8 protein-coding genes are annotated in these 20,784 nt (G+C 40.2%); 5 read left to right on the forward strand and 3 right to left on the reverse strand.

The features are described 5' to 3' along the window. Nucleotides 1-39 precede the first annotated feature (39 nt). Complete coding sequence (locus K0S23_RS10450) at nucleotides 40-4,299, forward strand: PAS domain S-box protein (protein ID WP_300356922.1); 4,260 nt, start codon at nucleotides 40-42, stop codon at nucleotides 4,297-4,299. Between the two features lie 156 nt (nucleotides 4,300-4,455). On the opposite strand, the gene K0S23_RS10455 is transcribed toward K0S23_RS10450, so the two are convergent. After that, nucleotides 4,456-5,583, reverse strand: a complete 1,128-nt coding sequence (locus tag K0S23_RS10455) for an FtsX-like permease family protein (RefSeq protein ID WP_300356924.1) — start codon at nucleotides 5,581-5,583, stop codon at nucleotides 4,456-4,458. A gap of 85 nt (nucleotides 5,584-5,668) precedes the next feature. Beyond that, nucleotides 5,669-6,004: a 30S ribosome-binding factor RbfA gene (gene rbfA, locus K0S23_RS10460; protein ID WP_300356926.1), complete on the reverse strand. Its 336-nt coding sequence runs from the start codon at nucleotides 6,002-6,004 to the stop codon at nucleotides 5,669-5,671. 67 nt (nucleotides 6,005-6,071) lie between these two features. Here rbfA and K0S23_RS10465 point away from each other — a divergent pair, with 67 nt between their 5' ends. Next, complete coding sequence (locus K0S23_RS10465) at nucleotides 6,072-7,910, forward strand: ABC transporter ATP-binding protein (RefSeq protein ID WP_300356928.1); 1,839 nt, start codon at nucleotides 6,072-6,074, stop codon at nucleotides 7,908-7,910. Between the two features lie 120 nt (nucleotides 7,911-8,030). After that, nucleotides 8,031-10,433 (forward strand): choice-of-anchor L domain-containing protein, encoded by a 2,403-nt coding sequence (locus K0S23_RS10470; RefSeq protein ID WP_300356930.1) that lies wholly within the window; start codon nucleotides 8,031-8,033, stop codon nucleotides 10,431-10,433. Here K0S23_RS10470 and K0S23_RS10475 read toward each other — a convergent pair. Continuing rightward, nucleotides 10,425-11,210 carry an SDR family oxidoreductase gene (locus K0S23_RS10475; RefSeq protein WP_300356932.1) on the reverse strand — a complete coding sequence of 262 codons (786 nt, stop codon included), beginning with the start codon at nucleotides 11,208-11,210 and terminating at the stop codon, nucleotides 10,425-10,427. The two genes, K0S23_RS10470 and K0S23_RS10475, sit on opposite strands and share 9 nt — an antisense overlap. Nucleotides 11,211-11,568: 358 nt before the next feature. Between K0S23_RS10475 and K0S23_RS10480 the strand changes: the two genes are divergently transcribed. Both K0S23_RS10480 and K0S23_RS10485 read left to right on the forward strand, forming a co-directional pair. Then, nucleotides 11,569-15,534, forward strand: coding sequence for a GEVED domain-containing protein (locus K0S23_RS10480; protein WP_300356934.1), 3,966 nt, complete (start codon nucleotides 11,569-11,571; stop codon nucleotides 15,532-15,534). A 303-nt stretch (nucleotides 15,535-15,837) separates the two neighbouring features. Further along, complete coding sequence (locus tag K0S23_RS10485; protein ID WP_300356936.1) at nucleotides 15,838-20,742, forward strand: T9SS type A sorting domain-containing protein; 4,905 nt, start codon at nucleotides 15,838-15,840, stop codon at nucleotides 20,740-20,742. Nucleotides 20,743-20,784: the final 42 nt, after the last annotated feature.

A 20,784-nucleotide genomic window follows, 5' to 3' on the forward strand; every position in this document is an offset into this window, starting at 1 on the left:
TCCCAGAATTACTACTTTTGAACCACCATTTAAGAAACTTTGAAACTACGCATTGTTATTTTCTTACTCTCAGTATTTGTATTGAGCCAACAGCTTAATGCTCAGCTGTATACATTTCAAAAATTCGGTCACCAGGATGGTTTGAAAATAACAACCACGCTTACCACTACTCAGGATGACCTCGGACATTTGCTTATCGGGACGGATGGAAATGGAATTGTCCGCTTTAACGGGACTACTTTCGAGTCGATTCACGGATCCAAAGGCCTCGACCAACCTTATCATGTTACCGGAATTTCGATTGTAAACGGGGAAATTTATTTTACAACCCTCTATGCAGGAATCCTAAATTATTACAATAACGGAATCCATACATTTTATAAGATAAACCCCAACCTCGAAGGCTCTGCTCTCAGAATCGGTAAATGTCAGAATAAGCTTGCCATTATTACAAATAATTCCATTATCGTAACGGATTTAAATGGCAAACTGCTTTTAAAGAAATCCTATCTGTCCAGGTATATCAGTAAATGCGTTCAATTACTGGAGACCCCTTACGGAAGTATTTTGATCACCGATAAAGATTCCTATTTCATCAGCTCAACCGAAATAACACCTTTGAGTAAGTGGCTTAACTCCCCCAAAGTAGATTTCAAACTGGCTTCCTATTATCAAAAAAAACTGGTTCTGTTTGATGAAAAAGGGAAAAACAAATACACTTATTACTTTTCCAACAATGGACATGTTTTCAGACAAACCAAAGAAGAAACCGGGTTTGAATTCTCACTGAATCCAATCCAAAATGCTTATTCAAAAAACAATCACATTTTATTCAACGATTCCGATAATCAGTTGTTTTCAATTCAAGATGGCAACCTTAAAAGAATTGCACGGAATTACGACCAGGACCTTGGCGGTATTTACCATCTTTTCATTGATAAATCAGGAGATTACTGGGTAAACACATCACAGGGGATCGTCAAAATAAGCATAGAACCATTCACAAAAGTGAAACTCGACCCCATTTTCGAGGATCATTTGATTCTTCGGATTTTCCGCACCAGGAACAATGAATTCCTGTTGGGAAACGGAAAAAATGAATTGTACTACGGACCACTGTACTCTAGCGATTTCAAACGGAAGATCAATTTTCGGGCGACTCATATTTTAGAATGCCCGATGGGTACGATCATTTGTGCTGAAACCGGAATCTATGAATTAAAAAGTGGCTCGATCAGGGCAACTTCTATTCCCAATCAAAAAGGCGAACAGATCAAATTTGCCATTTGGGACGGAGAAAAACTGTGGTTTGCACCGGTTGGAAAAGGCCTTTATTCTTACGATCCAAAACTTAGGACCTCCCAAAAATTAAAAATGAACTCATCCGCGGATTATTATTACTGCGGACAAAGATCTGCCGACGGGAAGTTCATTTATTTCGGCACCAATGAAGGAATCGAAAAATTAGACCTTGCCACAAACCGAATCAGTAAGCTCAAACGATTTAATATCATTGGGGCATATGCAGGTAACTCTACCATGGATATGTATGGAAATCTGTGGTTTACTTTAGATCGCGGGATTGCCGGAATTGACCGGGAACATCGCCTGATAGTGATCGATGACAAGAAATTCCTCCCTTCTTACCTGTTCTATACGCTTTCATCAGATAAGCTCGGAAACCTGATTTTAGGGACCAATTTGGGAATTCATATTCTCAAAATGAACAAAGAGGGAAAAGTTGTCCACCATAAAAACTACAATGAAAAGAATGGTTTCATGGGGTATGAAACCAATATGCGGGCAGTCTTCCAGGATGGAAACAAATCATTTGTCGGAACATCCGAAGGTTTATTTTTGATCAATACTGAAATCTTAAAAAATTATCCCGTCCCCCCAAAACCGATCATCATTAAGGGCCGCCTGTTCCAAAACGGCGTGATTCGCGATGTAGATCAAGGAAAATACCTAACCTTCAAAACCATTTTATCCAAAAACAGTGGGCTGGAATACTATTATAAAATCAGTGGATACCACAAATTTTGGATCAAACTCAATAGTTCTGGTGAAATGAAAATGCCTGAGCTGGAAAATGGTTCGTACCAATTGGAAGTGAAATCAACTTTTGACGGAATCAACTTTTCCGAAATCTCGAACTACCCCATCCTGATTCACAACCCTATCTGGCAATCCAAGTGGTTTATTGTGATTATCATCTTATTCCTGGGATTATTAAATATCGGTTACCTGGAATGGACACGGACCGGAATGCGGATCAATCTCTATGAGATAAGTTACAATTCACTGGATGCGAGATTCGTTCCCAAATTACTATTGTTCGGTGCGATCAGCAATTCATTGGTTGGGCTGATCATCCATTATTTCGTAGACAAGGGACTCGGTAACATGACCATTAACCTGGTCGCCAGTTCGGTTCTTCTTATCGGTTATTTTATTCATAAGATTTCGGGGCGCAGAAATCGTCTGGATACGATCAATAATTTAAGTTTGTACCTATCTCTTATGGTATTGTTCGTGCAGTTTTTCTATCTGCTCTTCATAACCAATATACATCCTTATCCAATCATTGCAATTACGCTTATCTCCAGCGCTTTGCCTTATATGCTGAACACGATCCGTTCAATCATAATTATATGCCTGCTGGAGATCTTTGTTTCCGTCCTGATGCTAATCTGGATTGAAAACCCGGTTTACGACAGTGTCCTGTTTATTCTGACGATCGGTGTTTCTTCTGCGCTGACCGTAATGGTTACCTATTTGAGAAACGATTCCCTGGAGAAGTTGTTTTTCGTCAGTAACATTTTGAACAAGGGAAACATGATGGCGATCTCTTTTGATCAAAAGGGCATTATTACTTACTGCAGTAAAAACCTGTCAACTTTACTTCATATCGATTCAAATATGATCGTCGGGAAATCCCTGTCTACTCTGAATCCAATTGTTGTCTCTGCCGAAATGCGTGAGTTTTCGCTGGGAAATGAATTTTCAGACGGAAAAATATTCCTGGTCCCTATGTATAACAAAAAAGGGGAAGTTGTTTGGATCGAGTGGTCCTGCAAATATTTCTCTGACTCTGTTCGGGTCATCATGGGGCAAGATGTGACAGAAAAACTGACACTGACAACCAATTATCAATCACTGGTAGAAAATGCACATGATATGATCTTCAATACAGATATCGATGGAAACTTCACCTATCTGAATGAAATGAGCAGCAGGACTTTTGGCTACAAGAATGAAAACCTGGTAGGAAAAGATTCTGTTACTATCGTTCACCCGGACTACCGGGACATCGTCAAGGATTTCTTCCGTAATCAGATCATTAACCGCATCCAAAACACCTACCTGGAATTCCCGATCCGCACGAAAGAAGGACGAATTATCTGGCTGGGGCAAAACGCATCCATCGTATTTGAACCCGGTTCCCGGAAAAGGATTATCGGGTTTACAGCTTTGGCAAGAGACATTACGGAGAAAAGGGCCAATGAATTGTTGATCGAACAACAAAACAAGGACATTACTTCCAGTATCAATTCGGCAAAACGCATCCAATACAGTTTGCTTCCGAAGGCTTCCGAGATCGGGAGTCACTTTGAAGATTATTTTGTGATCTTCAAACCGAAAGACATTGTCAGCGGAGACTTTTACTGGACACACCGCATCGGAGACAAGTTGATCCTTGTTCTTGCGGATTGCACAGGACACGGTGTTCCCGGGGCTTTCATGACCATTCTTGGAATCAACCTGCTGAATCAATTGGTAATCGAACGGAAAATTGATGACCCGGCAGAAATTCTGAACGGCCTGAATAATGAACTACACAAATTACTGCATCATGGTGCCAATTCCCTGACTACAGAAGGGATGGACGCATTAGTGACCGTCTTTGAAGGTGATTCCATTGAATTTGCAACTAGTGGAGTTGCCCTGATTCACATTCACGAAGAAGATTTTATGCTCTACCGGTCTACCAAAAAAGAAAGCGAAACAGAAATATTGATTTATGAAAACAGGCAGATTTCACTTGCAGACAGTGACCAGCTTTATTTGATTACGGATGGTTTCCAAAAACAGTTCGGATCGATCCGGAACAAAAAGTTCTCTTTCAAACGAATCCGGGAGCTCCTGGAAAAGATCAAAGTTGAATCCATGCCGCTGCAAAAGAAATACTTTGAGAATGCTTGGTCGAATTGGTCTGAAGGTCATGAACAGACAGACGACATTACAATTATTGGTTTGAAAAAATACCGGTCGAAAGAGTCATGTGAAGAAGTTTAAACCCCGCTGTTTTTCAAGTATCAATCAGTTAGTTCACACCAATCTCTGTAAACCATTTAGTTAACTTGCTAACTATCTGGCATTAATTCACTGAAATACAATTCTTTAGCTCAAAACTGTAAACCATTTAGTTAATTCGTTCACAATGACGCTCGATTATATCTCGTCGATGGTTCTCCTCACCAAATAACGCACCGGAAAATAAGCCGACAGAATACTTAAAATAGCCACCGTCCCGAAGATAAACAGCACATCTTTAACCTGTAGAATGATTGGGAATGCTTCTCCGTCTGAATTCGGCATCTGCAATAATCCATATTGAACCTGGAGCAAACAAACTCCAACTCCCAGGATCAATCCGATGACAATTCCTTTAAAAGCAATTAAAATTCCTTCAAAAAAGAAGATCTGAAAAATAAATTGTTTGGTAGCACCAAAACGTTCCATCGTTTCTATGTTGTCTTTTTTCTCAATGAACAACATATTCAGCGAAGCAACCAGGTTAAATGCTGCCAGTACGAAAATGAAAAGCAAGATTAGAACCACGATTTTCTTTTCACTTTCACTCGTTTTGAAAATTAATTCATTCTTTTCAGCAGCGGTTTTTATCTTAAAATTCTTTCCGAATCTGGCAATAAGAACTTCTTTAACACTTTCAACCTGTTCCTTATTCGCATGGAAATAAATTGCAGTAATATCGGTCCCATAATTCAGCTGAATTTCCGCATAATTGATCGGAACCAATAGATCTGAAGCATTTACATCTTTATTGTAATTCATTCTCCCCACTACTTTCAATGGAGAAACTTTGAAAGGACTTTTCAAACGGGCCATGGAAGCATCTCTCAACGGTGTATATAAAGTCAACTCTTCGTAGCCGTCCAATTCCGAAATGTACCCGTCGATCTTATCCAGCAAGCTTGCACCGATGACTGCAGTTGGTTCCCCGTTTTCTTCCAAATAAGGATAACCGTCAACCATGTGTTTGTCCAGGTTACAGGCTTCGACAAATGAATAATCCACACCCACCATGCGGGCATTTACCCATTTTTTTCCATGCTTAATAATTACGGTTTCTTCAATAGCTTTGGACAATGAAATTACACCGGGAATTTTACGAAGATCACTCAGATTTACAGTCGTGGAATCAAATGTTTTCCCTTCCAGTGAACGCATGGTAACTGTAGGATCATAGTCGGAATACAACTTGGAAACCATTTGTTCAATTCCATTAAAGGCAGACAAAATAATCACCAATGCAGCTGTAATAACTGCAATTCCCACAACGGAAATCCGTGTAATCCAATTTACAAGATTGCGCTGTTTCCTGGTATACCGAAGGTATCTTCTCGCTATGAAAAATGAAACCTTAATCTTTCAGCAGTTTATTAATGGTTTCAGCATAATCCAATGAATCGTCAATATAGAATTGAAGATCCGGAATTTTATGCATATTCTTTAAACGTTTCCCTACTTCCCCACGGATTTTGCGTGAATTTTGCTGAATATTTTCCAATACTTCTTTTTTATCGGGACCAGCAAAAACTGACAAGTAAATGCGCGCCAAAGATAAATCAGAAGTTACCCTTACAATCGTTACACTCACCATTGCACCAAGGCAAATTTCACTTGCATTGCGTTGAAAATAAGTCGCTAATTCCTCTTGAATTACACCCTCAATCCGGTTTTGTCTAATTGAACTCATGCTGCAAAGTTAAGAATTGTAAACTCGTTCATACACAAAGGACAACAAAAACATATCTTTGTACTGCATGAAATCGATATTAGCATTCCACAAATACACATTTTCGTATAAAGCTCCGGCGATACTTACGATTGTGTTTAACCTTCTTTTTGTGATATTCAATCTCCTGTCCATGGTGTTGTTTATCCCGTTCCTGCAATTGATTTTCCAACCGGATCTTATTACGAATTACCCAAAACCGGTTTATCATGGAGGATTTGTTGCATTTTTCAATTATTGCAAAGATTTATTTAATTATACCATGCAGGAAATGGTAAAGGAGGACCCGAAAGATGCGCTTTTCTTTGTGTGTGTTTCCGTACTTGCTGCCTTTTTCCTTAAGAATTTAACCCGTTACGGTGCAATCTGGCATCAGTCGCAATTACGAATGGCTGTTGTCCGGGATGTGAAAGACAAAATCTTCTCCAAAGCAATGAAACTTCCGCTTTCGTTTTATACGGAGGAGCGCAAGGGAGATCTGATGTCGCGAATGAACAGCGATGTGGGAGAAATTGAAATTGCCGTTGTGGCCATTTTGGAACTGATTTACAGAGAACCTTTTGCTATTATCACAGCGGTGGGAGCTTTGTTATATATCAGCCCGCAACTAACCCTTATTTCTTTTATCCTGCTTCCTGTCTCTGCCTTTGTAATTTCCAGAATCGGTAAAAGTTTGAAACGTACTGCCAAACTGGGACAAGAACAAAACGGGATTGTTTTTTCAACAATTGAAGAGGCATTGGGCGGAATCAAAGTGATCAAAGCATTCAATGCCATCCCATTCATGATGGAACGCTTCCGTAAAATTAACTTAAGACATCAGCAGTTGATAACCCGTACTTTCCGAAAGAAAGACCTTTCTCCGCCACTCAATGAATTTTTGGGTGCAACGGTTATGATCTGCCTCGTATGGTTTGGTGGTATCATGATCCTGGACAAGGATGTAAACAGTCTGACGGGAGCTGAATTCATTACTTTCATTATTGTCTTTTCTCAACTGCTTAGACCAATCCAGGGAATCGCGACCGCTGTCGGTAACCTCAATAAAGCAGAAGCTTCCCGAGATCGTATCAACGCAATCCTCGATACGGATGAAAACATTTACGAAGCTGAAAATCCAAAAAGCCTGAACGGTTTGAAGAATGAGATCCGATTGGAAGGTGTCAGCTTTAAATACAAAGACGAATGGGTTCTAAAGAACATCAATTTTGATCTGAAACGCGGTAAAACAATTGCTCTTGTCGGAGAATCGGGGAGCGGAAAATCTACCATTGCCGATCTGCTTCCGCGCTTTTATGATGTTAACGAAGGAGCTATTTATATTGATGATATCAACATCAAAGAATACGGTTTGGAAGATTTACATAAAAACATCGGGATCGTATCACAGGAATCTATTTTATTCAATGATACTGTTCGAAACAATATCGCTTTCGGAAGAGACGAAGCTACCATGGAACAGATTATTCAGGCTGCAAAAATCGCACATGCACATTCCTTTATTGAACAATTGGAAAACGGATACGATACTGTAATCGGGGAACGCGGAAATAAACTTTCCGGGGGCCAGAAACAGCGTCTAAGTATTGCCCGTGCCGTTTTAAAAGACCCATCGATACTTATTCTGGATGAAGCAACTTCTGCACTAGACACAGAAAGCGAACGTATTGTTCAGGGAGCATTGGATGAATTAATGAAAGACCGTACTTCCCTGATCATTGCACACAGAATGAGTACGATCATTAGCGCAGACGAAATCCTGGTATTGTCAAAAGGTCAAATCATTGAACGGGGAAAACACCAGGATCTGATCGCATTGGGAGGCACTTATGCAAACCTTTGCGGACTTCAGGGAATCTTCAATTAATTTGTGAATTTTTCACTGATAAATCATTGATCCCTACCGTTTAATCAGTATATTTCCATTTTGGTTCGCTTTTTGTATTTGAACAAACAACTATTCCATTTAAGGAACGTTATTTACTATATGAAGCTAATTTGGATAATAGCACTTCTTTTTCCTTTTTCCCTGATGAGTCAATTGGTCACATCACCACAAAGTGCTGCGTCTTTGGTTCAAAACACACTTCTCGGGCCGGGAGTTACTGTTTCAAACATTAGCTACTCCGGAGCATCCGTAGCAATTGGAAAATTTACAGCTAACGGTACAAATCTCGGAATCAATTCCGGTGTTGTAATCACAACCGGAACCATCGCCAATAACGGAAACGGGCCACAAGGACCAAATAACTCGTCCAATTCAGGTTACGACAACAATTATCCCGGCTTCTCTGCTTTAACAAATTTATTAGCCCCTAATTCAAGTACTCACAATGCTGCAATCCTTGAATTTGACTTCATTCCTTATTCCGATACAGTTCGTTTCAAATATGTATTCGGGTCAGAAGAATACCCAGAATATGTCTGTTCCCAATTCAATGATGTTTTTGCCTTCTTCATTAGTGGTCCCGGAATTTCAGGAGCTCAGAATATAGCAAAACTGCCAAATGGGTCGACCGTTACGATCAACAATGTGAACAACGGGAATCCCGGAGGAACCGGAAGCGGGGTAAATGCATGCGGAGCTAGTAATCCAGCTTATTTTGTAAACAATGGAAATGGAAATCAAGCTCCTTACAACGGATCTTCCAGCTATATTCAATACGACGGTTTTACCAAAGTACTGGAAGCTGTTTCGAAAGTTCAATGTGGGCAAACATATCATTTGATCATTGCAATTGCAGACGCGGGTGATGGAATCTTTGATTCGGGAATTTTCCTTGAAGCAAACAGTCTTACTTCCAAAGTTCCGGTTGAAGTTGATTATGCAATGTCATTTGATGCTTTCAATGATGGCGTCACCATGGCAGAAGGCTGTGTAAATACCACTGTCACATTAACCCGCAATGGTTCTACAGCTGCTGCAATGACAGTTCCGATTACAGTTAGCGGGACTGCTACGGAAGGTATAGATTATTCCAATATTCCCAATTCAGTTACATTCGCTCCTGGTCAATCCACCGCTCAGTTCAATTTCAATGCATTGACAGACGGCCTCACCGAAGGAGTTGAAACCGTTGATTTGATTTTTGCGGTTCCGGACCCATGTGGTGGTTCTAATCCATTGGAAATTAATCTTAAAATTAATGATATTCAGCCTGTCCAGGTCACTGTAAACTCTGTTACTAAACTTTGTCCGCAGGATGAAGCAGAACTTACTGCTATTCCAAGCGGAGGTTCGGGACCATATACCATTTTGTGGAGTACGGGAGAAACTACGGCTTCTATTATTGTCAATCCACCTGCAACACAAAACTATACTGTTTCTGTCACAGATGCCTGTTTACAACAAACGGCGAATGCAACAGCTACGGTAACAGTTCCTGTCTACCAGCCAATCGGTTTAATTACAACTCCTGATATTACAGAAATCTGTCCTTATGTTCCGAAAGAACTGACTGTTCAGGTTACGGGTGGTGCAGGAAATTTTGTTTATTCATGGAGCCTGGCAAATGGAACTATTCTGGGAACAAATGATACGCTGGATGTTATCCCAAGTACCAGCACTATGTATTTTGTTGAAGTGACTGATCAATGTGGCGTTTCTGCCATTGACAGTGTTTTATATATCATTACAAGTCCTCCTTTGGTGCTTACGATGTCTCCTGATCAAATCATCTGTCCGGGAGATACTGTTCCGATCAGTGTAAGTGCGACAGGAGGATATGGTCAGTATTTTTACAATTGGCTGCATAGCGGAGAAACGACTTCCCAGGTTTTTGTCAATCCGTACACTTCAACGTCCTATACTGTTTCCGTTTCTGATGAATGTCAAACATTTACAGTTGAAGGAACGACCAATATAACAGTCATAGAACCGATCGCAAATTTTATTATTTCGAGTCATACTTTATTTGAAGATCTTCCCATTACTTTTCAAAATCTTACTTCGGGCGGGAATACCTACGAATGGGAATTTGGTGACGGACAGACTTCTACCCTGGTACATCCGAATAACACATACGATGTTCCCGGAACCTATTATGTTACTTTAATTGCAACCAATTACCTTGGGTGTAAGGATACAGCCGTAAGACCGATAACTATCCAGGAAGAATACTGGATTTATGTTCCGAATACCTTTACACCGGATGGCAATCAGTTTAACAATACATTCAAAGCCTCTATGATCAATATCAAAGAGATCGAGGTTAGTATTTACGATCGCTGGGGACTGCTGGTATTCCACTCAAACAGTATTCGCTGGGAATGGGATGGAACCTATAAGGATTTATTGGTTCCTGACGGAACTTACACGTATAAGATCAAATACACATCCAGATCAAATATTTCAGAACAAATTATCGGTCACGTAAATGTTTTAAAGTGATTTGGTTCTTCCACCGTCAACGGGAATGTTAATTCCATTGATATAACTTGCTGCTGGAGATGCCAAGAATACTACGGCAGCCGCTATCTCTTCAGGTTTAGCGATTCGTTTCATTGGTGATTCATCAGCCATTTCTTCGAAAATAGTATCTACCGAATCTCCTGTTTTTGATGACTTATTGGATGCAATTTCCTGAAGCCTTGTGGTATTAGTTGCTCCGGGAAGCACATTATTTACAGTGATATTAAACTGTCCCAATTCATTTGCCAGGGTTTTGCTCCAATTTCCTACAGCACCGCGAATCGTATTTGAAACTCCTAATCCGGGAAGAGGTTGTTTCACACTAGTAGAAATAATGTTCACAATTCTTCCGCCGCCTTGTTTTTTCATCCCCGGTACAACAGCCTGAACCAGGATATGGTTACAGATCAAATGCTGGTTAAAAGCTGAAAGAAACTCGCTGATATCCGCGTCAATGATGGGTCCTGCTTTAGGTCCCCCGGTATTATTTATTAAAATATCAATTGACTTTCCTTTTGAAAGATAGTCCGTGATTTTCTGTTTTAAATCAGAAGGATTTGTAAAGTCGCCAACTAAATAATCATGTGTTTGAGCATCTTCCCGGGGAAGTTCTTCTTTCACAAGCTTCAATTTTTCTTCATTACGTGCCAATAATACTACATTAGCGCCCATAGCCGCCAATTTTAATGCAACTGCTTTCCCAATACCTTGAGTGCTTCCTGCAACAAGAGCAACTTTACCGTTTAAATCTTTCATGAAACAAAATTAATCATTCTGGGCATTCATAGACATCTTACCATTGACGATTGCATTACCAGGAAATCATATTAATAATTAATTTATCGTAAGCTAAGCGTAAATTATTTAATTGCAATGTTATTAATTGATAAGGCAAGTGATTTTTTGTTAAATAAACAACTTGTTGATAAAAAATTAATGATGTGTTAATTACTCGATTGTTAATTGGAAACAATCAAATATTCATTCGCAAGTGGAAAATACAAAATCCGCCCCTTTTCACTGCACTTAATAGACTCACTATCTATTAGTTGAAACTGCCTTTTACGTTTTTTAACAATGTCAGTTTACCTATTTTTGTGGAAACTCTAAGATTATGAAAAAAAAATTACTCTGGCTGGGTCTATTCTGCCTGTTTAGCTGTTTCATTTACGGCCAAACGACGATAACCACGAATCATCCGAACAATAACGGAAACGGATCCGTTACTTTCAATGTGCAAAACACCAATGCTTTTGACATCATTATCACAGGTGTCCAATGTCATTTAGGGTCTACAACAACAAACAACATTGAATTACTTTATCGCACTACACCTTTTGTAGACAATGCCGCTCCATGGGATTTCGGAACTGTTGGAGCAGGACAAAACGGGTGGATCTCTGCAGGTACGGGAGTTGTTTCAAACTCCAATACTGCAAACGGGATCGTTCCTGCATTAACATCCTTGTCACTAACAATTCCTGCAGGAGCTACCTACCAGCTCGGTTTGTCAGCGACAACCATGCAATATTCTACCTTAACAAGCGGAGCGGGTACCAATACCTTTAGCGGTGGCGGTGTCAACTTACTTACAGGTGACGGGATTTCCTGGGGAGGGGTCGCATATCCATCCACACCGGCGAATTATCCACGAGGGCTTATTGGCGGAATTACTTTCATTCCGGCCGTACCATGTACATCACCTCCAACTGCAGGAACAGTTTCTGCAGCGAATAATCCGATCTGTCCTTCTGTAAACAATACACTTTCCTTGTTAGGAGGAACAGGAGGAACAGGACAAACTTACCAATGGCAAAGCTCTCCAACAGGAGCTCTTGGAACTTATACAAATATTTCAGGTGCTACGAACAGCACATACATTGCTAGTCAAACTGTTGATACCTATTACCGCGTTTATATGACCTGTGGCGGATTGTCCGATACAACAGCCGGACTTCTCGTGAATACAAGTAACTTCATTAACTGTTATTGTACCAGCAATGCAACCAGTACCTTCGATGAAGAAATTCTGAATGTAAGTATCGGAACATTGAATAATAGCTCTACCTGTTCAACAACCGGTGGTGCAGGATCTATGCTGAACCAATATTCCAATTACACTGCGCTACCGGCAACTATTCTTGCAAGAACCGTTAACTACGGATTGAATGTTCAGGTTGGTTCTTGTGGCGGTAGTTTTAGTAACATGACTAAAGTTTATATCGACTATAACCAAAATGGATTATTCTCAGATCCTGGGGAAGAAGTTTATGCTTCAGCAACTGCTGTAGTTGGCCCGCATAATGAAATCGGATCAATTACGATTCCGTTGACAGCAACTCTTGGAACCACCAGGATGCGTGTCATTAATGTTGAAACAACAGTTATTGGAAGCATCAGCCCATGTGGAACATATACATGGGGAGAAACTGAAGACTACTTTGTAAACATTGCTCCGGCTCCAACATGTCCTCAACCAACTGTATTCACAAACCTTGGTGCAACAGATACGGAAATTGAGCTTGGATGGACAGTAGGTGGTTCAGAAACGTCATGGCAAGTACAGTACGGACCTCCGGGATTCGCACTTGGAACAGGTGATTCTGTTATTGCTACGACAAATCCGTTTACACTTACCAATTTAACTCCAAACTCATTCTACCAGGTTTATGTGTTGGCAGTTTGTTCATCAACTGATTCATCTTACTATACAGGACCTCTTTCTTTCAACACTTACAATCAGGGAATTTACATGGATTGGTCTGATGACTGCCCTACTTCCGGATTCGTAGATATTTCCACTACAGGAACAAATGCAAACACAACCGATGATTCGGAATTCGGATTAGCATTACCATTCCCATTGTTATATCAGGGAAGTTTAATCAATGACATTACAATCGGTAACAACGGTGGTGTCGTATTAGGTTCTCAAACAGCACAAATAGGTTACAATATGGTAGCTGGAAACGGTTTATACCCTTATGTACAAGATATGAACACTCCATATGACGGTGTATATTATCAGACATTGGGTGTTGCACCAAATCGCAAATTTGTTGTAATGTGGTCGGATTTGGCTCATTTCTTCTCTTCATTGGGTACAGACGGAACTACTTTCGAATTAATTATCGAAGAAGCTACTCATGAAGTTTATTTTGTATATGAGGATGTAAATCATGACAATGCTTCATACGATAATGGAGCTGATGCAGAAATAGGTGCACGTGGTAATCAAAACATTAATGTTTCCATGAACAGTACGGCTTATTTGCAGGACAACTCATGTGTTCACTTCTACTATACAGATTGCCCGAAACCACAAAGTTTCGTAACAACTTTCCTTGGAGCTGAAGAAATTCAATTTGGCTGGACTCCGGGTTACTCGAATGAAACAAACTGGATCATTGAGTACGGTCCTGCAGGCTTTGCACCAGGAACAGGTAATATCTTACTTGAAACAAATAGTTTCTCCAGTATCTCTTCCCTAACTCAATTGACCGATTATACGATCTACATTTATGCAAATTGTGCAAACGGAGATACTTCATTGGCATTGATTCACGACTTCACAACATTGCCATATTGTTCTAACCCGGCATCAATCAATGGATCTTCAGATCCGGATTCATTGGAATTAAGCTGGTCATGGACAGAATCAAGTCCTATTTTCCCTATCGAGTCATTCAATATTCAATACGGTATGAGTGGTTTCCAATTAGGAAGCGGAACCATTGTAGAAGCAAATGGTGTTAATTTCTCTGATACGATTTACGATACGACTCTAATGGGGTCAGGAGTTTACCAAGTGTACGTACAAGCTGTTTGTACAACTGGTGACACTTCTGCCTTCTCAGGACCTTTCATTGTTGTTATGCCAGTTACAAATGACATCGTTTGTGATCAGGAAGCCCTACAATTAGGTGAAACATACACATTCAACAACAATGGTGCAGGTGTTTCATTAAATGAAACAGATATCGCTCCACCTGCAACAGGTGCTCAGGAGACCGACGGTTGGATAAATACAACTTTGAACGGAACCCTTTGGTACACGTTCGTAGCTCCTGCATCCGGTTCTGTAAGAATCAACTCAAATGCAATTTCGTATAACGGTCAGGCGGCAGTATATACAGCAACAAACTGTGCCGACTTTAACACATTTACTTTGCTTGCAGCAAATGATGATGAAATTGATGGAACAAGCTTGGCTCCAAACTTCACAGTTTGTGATTTAACGCCAGGGACTACCTACTATATCATGTATGACAAATTCAATGCTACTTCAGGAAATTTTAGCCTGAATGTAAGTGAAATTGTTCTTGAAGGTGGAGCAGCCAACCCTTTGACTGAAGTTTGTACAGGTACAGTTGTAGACTTGTTTACCACAATCAACGGTAACAACACCGGAGGAGAATGGTCTTCTTCAATTGCATCCGTTAATGCGAGTATTCAGGATTCCATGTTCAACACTGCGGGTCTTGCATATCAAACATTCGACCTTGAATATCGTGTAACAGATGGTTGTGCTTATGATTCAATTGTTTCGCAGGTGAAAATCTACGCATTATCAAATGCAGGTCAGGACGGTGTTATTACCGCTTGCAGAAATGAACCTATCGATTTATTGGCTGGTTTAAATGGTAATACAGATTTGAATGGTGACTGGTATGATCCATCAAATGCCTTATTGCCAAACTCGCAGATAACTACTGCAAATTTCCCTGGACAATATAACTACGATTATATTTCCGGAAATGGGATTTGTCCGGATGATACCGCGAATGTGGTTGTAACACTAGGGACTTGTGACTGGTTATCTGTTGATGAAAATGCATTGGAGCAAGTAACTATTTATCCGAATCCTTCAACAGGTGTTGTATTCATTGAGTCTACATTCAGTACAGGTAATTTTAACCTGACTGTAACAGACATCAATGGTCGTACAGTTCAAACCGGACAGAACATCATTTCTTCCGGAACAAATACTGTAAACCTGAAAGAAGTTGAAAGAGGAACTTACTTCTTTAAGCTTTCTACAGAGAATGCTGAAAAAGTATTCAGAATTGTACTGCAATAATCTGAAATAAGATTGATGTTTTTAGAGCAAAAACCCTTCCCTTGCGGAGGGGTTTTGTTTTAAAAAAAATAAATGAATAATAACTTGTTTATTTCTTAAAATTGAACGAAATTACCAACTATATTTTTAATCGAATTAACAAGCTAGTTAGTCGGAAAAATGAAATGTTTAATCGTTAAAAATAAAAGATCATCCCTTCAAAATTATAGTTATTGATTTGTCAATCAATGCCTAAAATTTAGCCAAGTCTAATCCCCTGAAATTATAGATTAACGAATATTTATCTTTGCTAAAACTGAAATTATGAAGAAAAATTACTATCACATTTTCTCCTGGCTTATGCTATGGACCTTTGTCCTTTTCGGAGAAAATGCGCAAGCTCAAGTCTCGAGCTATTTATTTAATCAATCAAGTGGAACATTCACGCCTATCACAGGGGGAACAGTCTACGGGACAATAACCTCTGCCGATCAGCGGTTTGTCGATCCGGCTGTCCCTGCAGGTGGAACAGCAACCACTGGTGTTGGTATTCCAATAGGGTTTAACTTTACATATAATGGAATTGTATTTGACCGTTTGGCGATTAACACAAATGGTTGGATCTCATTGGGTCAATCCTCCTTGACTCCCTCTGTGGATATCGCATCAACTAGTTCATATACAGCGTTATCATCGACTGCTACTAACACTCCAGCACTTTTGCGTAATCGTATTGCTGGTATGGCACGCGACTTACAAGGTCAGACTGGTTCCGAGATCCGTGTAGAAACTATCGGCACCGCTCCCAATCGTATTTGTGTGGTTCAATGGTTAGGTTACAAACGCAATGGAGCAACAGGAACAGGAGATATACTTGATTTTCAAATCCGTTTATTCGAAACTTCCAACTATGTACAAATCATGTATGGAGCTTGTACATTCGGAGCAACTTCTTCCACTGCAACACACGTTGGACTTGGGGGAACTACGGCAACTGACTATAATAACCGTACCTCCACGACCTCCTGGTTAGCAACAACAGCTGGAACAGCAAACAGTCAAGGTATTACTCTAAGTGCGGCTGTTACTGCACCTACATCTGGAAGTTATTTTATCTGGGGCACTGCTCCAACAGCTCCACCAACACCCGTTCAAGCAGCAGGAGCACCAACGTGTTCTGGAGGGTCTCAATTAAGTATGACAGGATCGCCAGCTAATACCGATGAGATTTGGTATTGGCAAACAACTGCCACTGGAACAAGTACAACAGAACCCGCTTCTACTCCGTGGACAGTTTTTGCCAATGGAACGTATTATGTGCGCGCATTCAATACGATGCTTAATGCATGGTCAACAGAATCTTCTATTACTGTATCAAACTTTCCTGTTGCAACCATGCCTCCTGCTCCTACTGCAGCAGCTAACCCTGCTTGTGTCCCGGGAACAACTATTTCGGTTCCGGCAGCACCCGCAGGTACTGAATATTACTGGCAAGGTACTACAGTAAATGGATCAAGTATGGCTAATAACGCTAGTACTCCATATACTGTTGCTACGACGGGAACTTATCATGTTGCTGCTTACGAAACAGCATCACAATGTTGGTCTCCGACAACCAGTTTAACTGTCACAATCGATAGTCAAATTCCAAACGACCCAACTGTTAATACTCCTTATTTAAATATTTGTACAGGAGCAACAACTGGTATGATCTCAGCAATAACTACATCGAATGCTGTTGGTTCTTTAGCAACAACTTCAGCGGGTGGAAACGGCTGCGGAGGTGGTGCAATGTTCAATATTACCACGAATACAAATGCTGTTAATATCACGAGTCTGGATATTATTCCAAACGTTAACGGCGCTCAAACTGTAGAGGTATTTTATAAAACAGGTACTTATGTAGGAAGTGAAACAACAGCAGGGGCATGGACTTCTATGGGAACTTATCCTATCACTGCAGTTACCGGAACTCCTGTAAACGTAAATATCACAGATTTGTTAATCCCTGCCTCTTCACTTTATGCTATTTATGTAAACTATGGAGCACAGTACACAACTATAGCAGGTGCAACGAATTACACAAACGCAGATATGACCATCACTGCAGGAGCAGGACTTTGTTCATTATTTGGAGGTGTAAATGCCAATAGGGCTTTCAACGGTACTGTCAATTATACCATTCCTATTGCCTCTTCTGCAACATGGTTTAATGCGGCTTCAGGAGGAAACGTTGTTGGAACCGGAACACCTTTTGAAACAGTTGGTTCTTCTGTTTTACCGACAGCTACTGCAGGTTCATACAACTTTTATGCAGCTTCAACACTGGGTGGTTGTTATAGCGTAAACCGTGCATTAGTAACAGTTAACGTAAACCCTGTAGTTGTACACCTTTCTCCGATTGATGTTTCTTGTAATGGATTTACAGATGGTTCATTCGCCTTAGACAGTATTGATTGTGGAACAGCTCCATTTTTATACTCTGTTAACGGTGGTGCTTTCGGGGCTATACCAACAAACCTTGTTGCCGGTACATACACAGTTGTTGCTCAAGACGCAACTTTGGCTGTGAGTGCTCCGAATACAATCGTAATTATAGAGCCTACTGCTCCTCAAAACCTGACTGCATTTAACATTAATTACTACAATGCTCAGTTAACATGGACAGCACAGGGAACTGAAACTTCCTGGAATGTAGAATATGGTCCTGCAGGATTTACTCCTGGAACAGGAACAATGATTTCTGCCAGCAATGATACAATATCCATTTCAGGTTTAACAGAAAATACGGAATATGATTTCTATGTACAAGCAGGATGTATCGCTACATCTGAATGGGCAGGTCCGGCTTCGTTTTCAACAGACCCTGAATTCTTAGCTTGGGACAATGAATGTCCGACCATCGGGTTTTTTGATATTTCAGGAACAGGAACTGATTTGAATTTAACTGATGATACGGAAACGGGAATAACACTTCCATTTGCTTTCCCTTATCAAGGAGGTTCAGTTACAACTTTGACAGTTGGAAACAACGGTGGAATTCAATTAAACACTCTAACGGGAGCTGTTGGTTATGGTGGAAACATGACGACCATAACAGGTGATTATCTTTTCGCATGGGGAGATGATATGGATGACGAAACAGGGAATGTTTATTATGAAGTAACGGGAACATCTCCGAATCAAATCGCCATTTTCCAATGGGATAATCAAAACAACTTCAGTAATGGTGCCGGTTCAGTTACGTTCCAAATCCAAATGTACGAATCAACAGGAGAGATCTATTATGTCTACGATGATGCTGTATTCGGAGGTACTGAAACTGCAGATGATTACGCTGGAAATGCTGACATCGGTTTGTCCGGTCCAACAACAGACATTAATGTCTCTAACAACAACCAGGCATATCTACAGAATAATTCATGTGTTCATTTCTACTATGCATTATGTCCAAATGTGCAAAACATGATTGTTATCCCATTCACGGATGACGCACAGCTAAACTGGGATGCAGGTCTTTACGGTGAAACTTCATGGACATTAATCTATGGTGAAGAAGGATTCGATCCTACAATTCCGGGACAAGCAATTGATACATTGGAATTGACATCTTCTGACACGAACTTCGGTGCAACATTGGAGCAAATGACTACTTACGATGTATATATTTATTCGGAGTGTCAGGCAGACAACTTAACTTCCGAAGGATTCTTCGTACAGTTTACTACAAAACCAAATTGTGCCGATATCACAGGTTTAATTGGTTCATCTGACCCCGATTCTTTAGCGTTGACGTGGGCTTGGACAGAAACCTCTCCTATATTCCCGGTAACATCTTTCAATATCCAGTATGGAATGAATGGATTCCAATTGGGTTCAGGAACTGAAGTAAGTGCAAACGGGATCAATTTTTCAGATACCATTGTTGATACTACTTTAATTGGTTCCGGAGTTTATCAGGTATATGTACAAGCAGTTTGTGCTGGTACAAATGACTCTTCTAATTATGTCGGACCAATTACGATTGCAATGCCAGGTACAAACGACATCGTTTGTGAACAGGAAGCATTGATGCTGGATACAGATTACACATTCAATACTACAGGAGCAACGGTGTCTCTGAATGAGACGGATATTGCACCACCTGCAACAGGTACTCAGGAAACTGACGGTTGGGCAAACTCTACATTGAATGGTACATTATGGTATTCATTTGTTGCTCCGGCAACAGGCCAAGTACGCATAGATGCGACAGCTATTAATTTCAATTCACAGGCTGCTGTATATTCAGCAACAAACTGTGCTGACTTTAATACATTTACCTTGATTTCAGCAAATGATGATGCGATTGGCGGACCAGGTTTTGCACCTAATTTTACGGTCTGTGAATTAACTCCAGGGAATACTTACTATTTAATGGTCGATAAGTTCGCTGCAACGAATGGTAATTTTGCAATCCGTATATCAGATATCATTCTGGACGGAGGTACAGCAAATCCGGTAACGAACGTTTGTACCGGTGATGTCGTAAATCTATTCAATACGATCTCGGGTTATGATACTGGAGGAGTATGGTCTTCTTCCATCTCTGCAGTAAACTCGAGTATTAATGATTCATTGTTAGTTACAGATGCGATTGCTTACCAAACATACAGCATCCAATATCGTGTAACAGACGGATGTGCATATGACTCGATTATGTCACAAGTGAAAATTTTCCCTCCTTCAAATGCAGGTATAGACGGTACGATTACAACTTGTAGAAACGAGCCTGTTGATTTGTTAGCCGGATTGAACGGAACAGCTGATTTGAATGGTAACTGGTATGATCCTTCAAATATTTTGATGCCAAGTTCATTAATCACAACTGCAAATTTCCCGGGTCAATATAACTACGACTATATCTCCGGAAATGGAGTTTGTCCTGATGACACTGCGAATGTAGTTTTAACTGTTACATCTTGTAACTGGTTATCAGTTGATGAAAATGCATTGGAAGAAGTATCACTTTATCCGAACCCTTCTACAGGTGTTGTATTCGTTGAATCAACATTTACAGGAAACTTTGATTTAGTGGTTACTGACATCAACGGACGTAGTATTCAAACCGGGAAAAATATTGCTTCCGGTACAAATACAGTAAACCTGAAAGAAGTTGAAAGAGGTACTTACTTCTTCAAACTTTCTACAGAGAATGCTGAAAAAGTATTCCGTGTGGTAATACAATAATTCATTTTACAACTTTAGTTTAAAAAAAAGGCTCTTACGTGT

The sequence above is a fragment of the Fluviicola sp. genome, from assembly GCF_029266855.1.
Classification (GTDB): Bacteria; Bacteroidota; Bacteroidia; order Flavobacteriales_D; family Crocinitomicaceae; genus Fluviicola.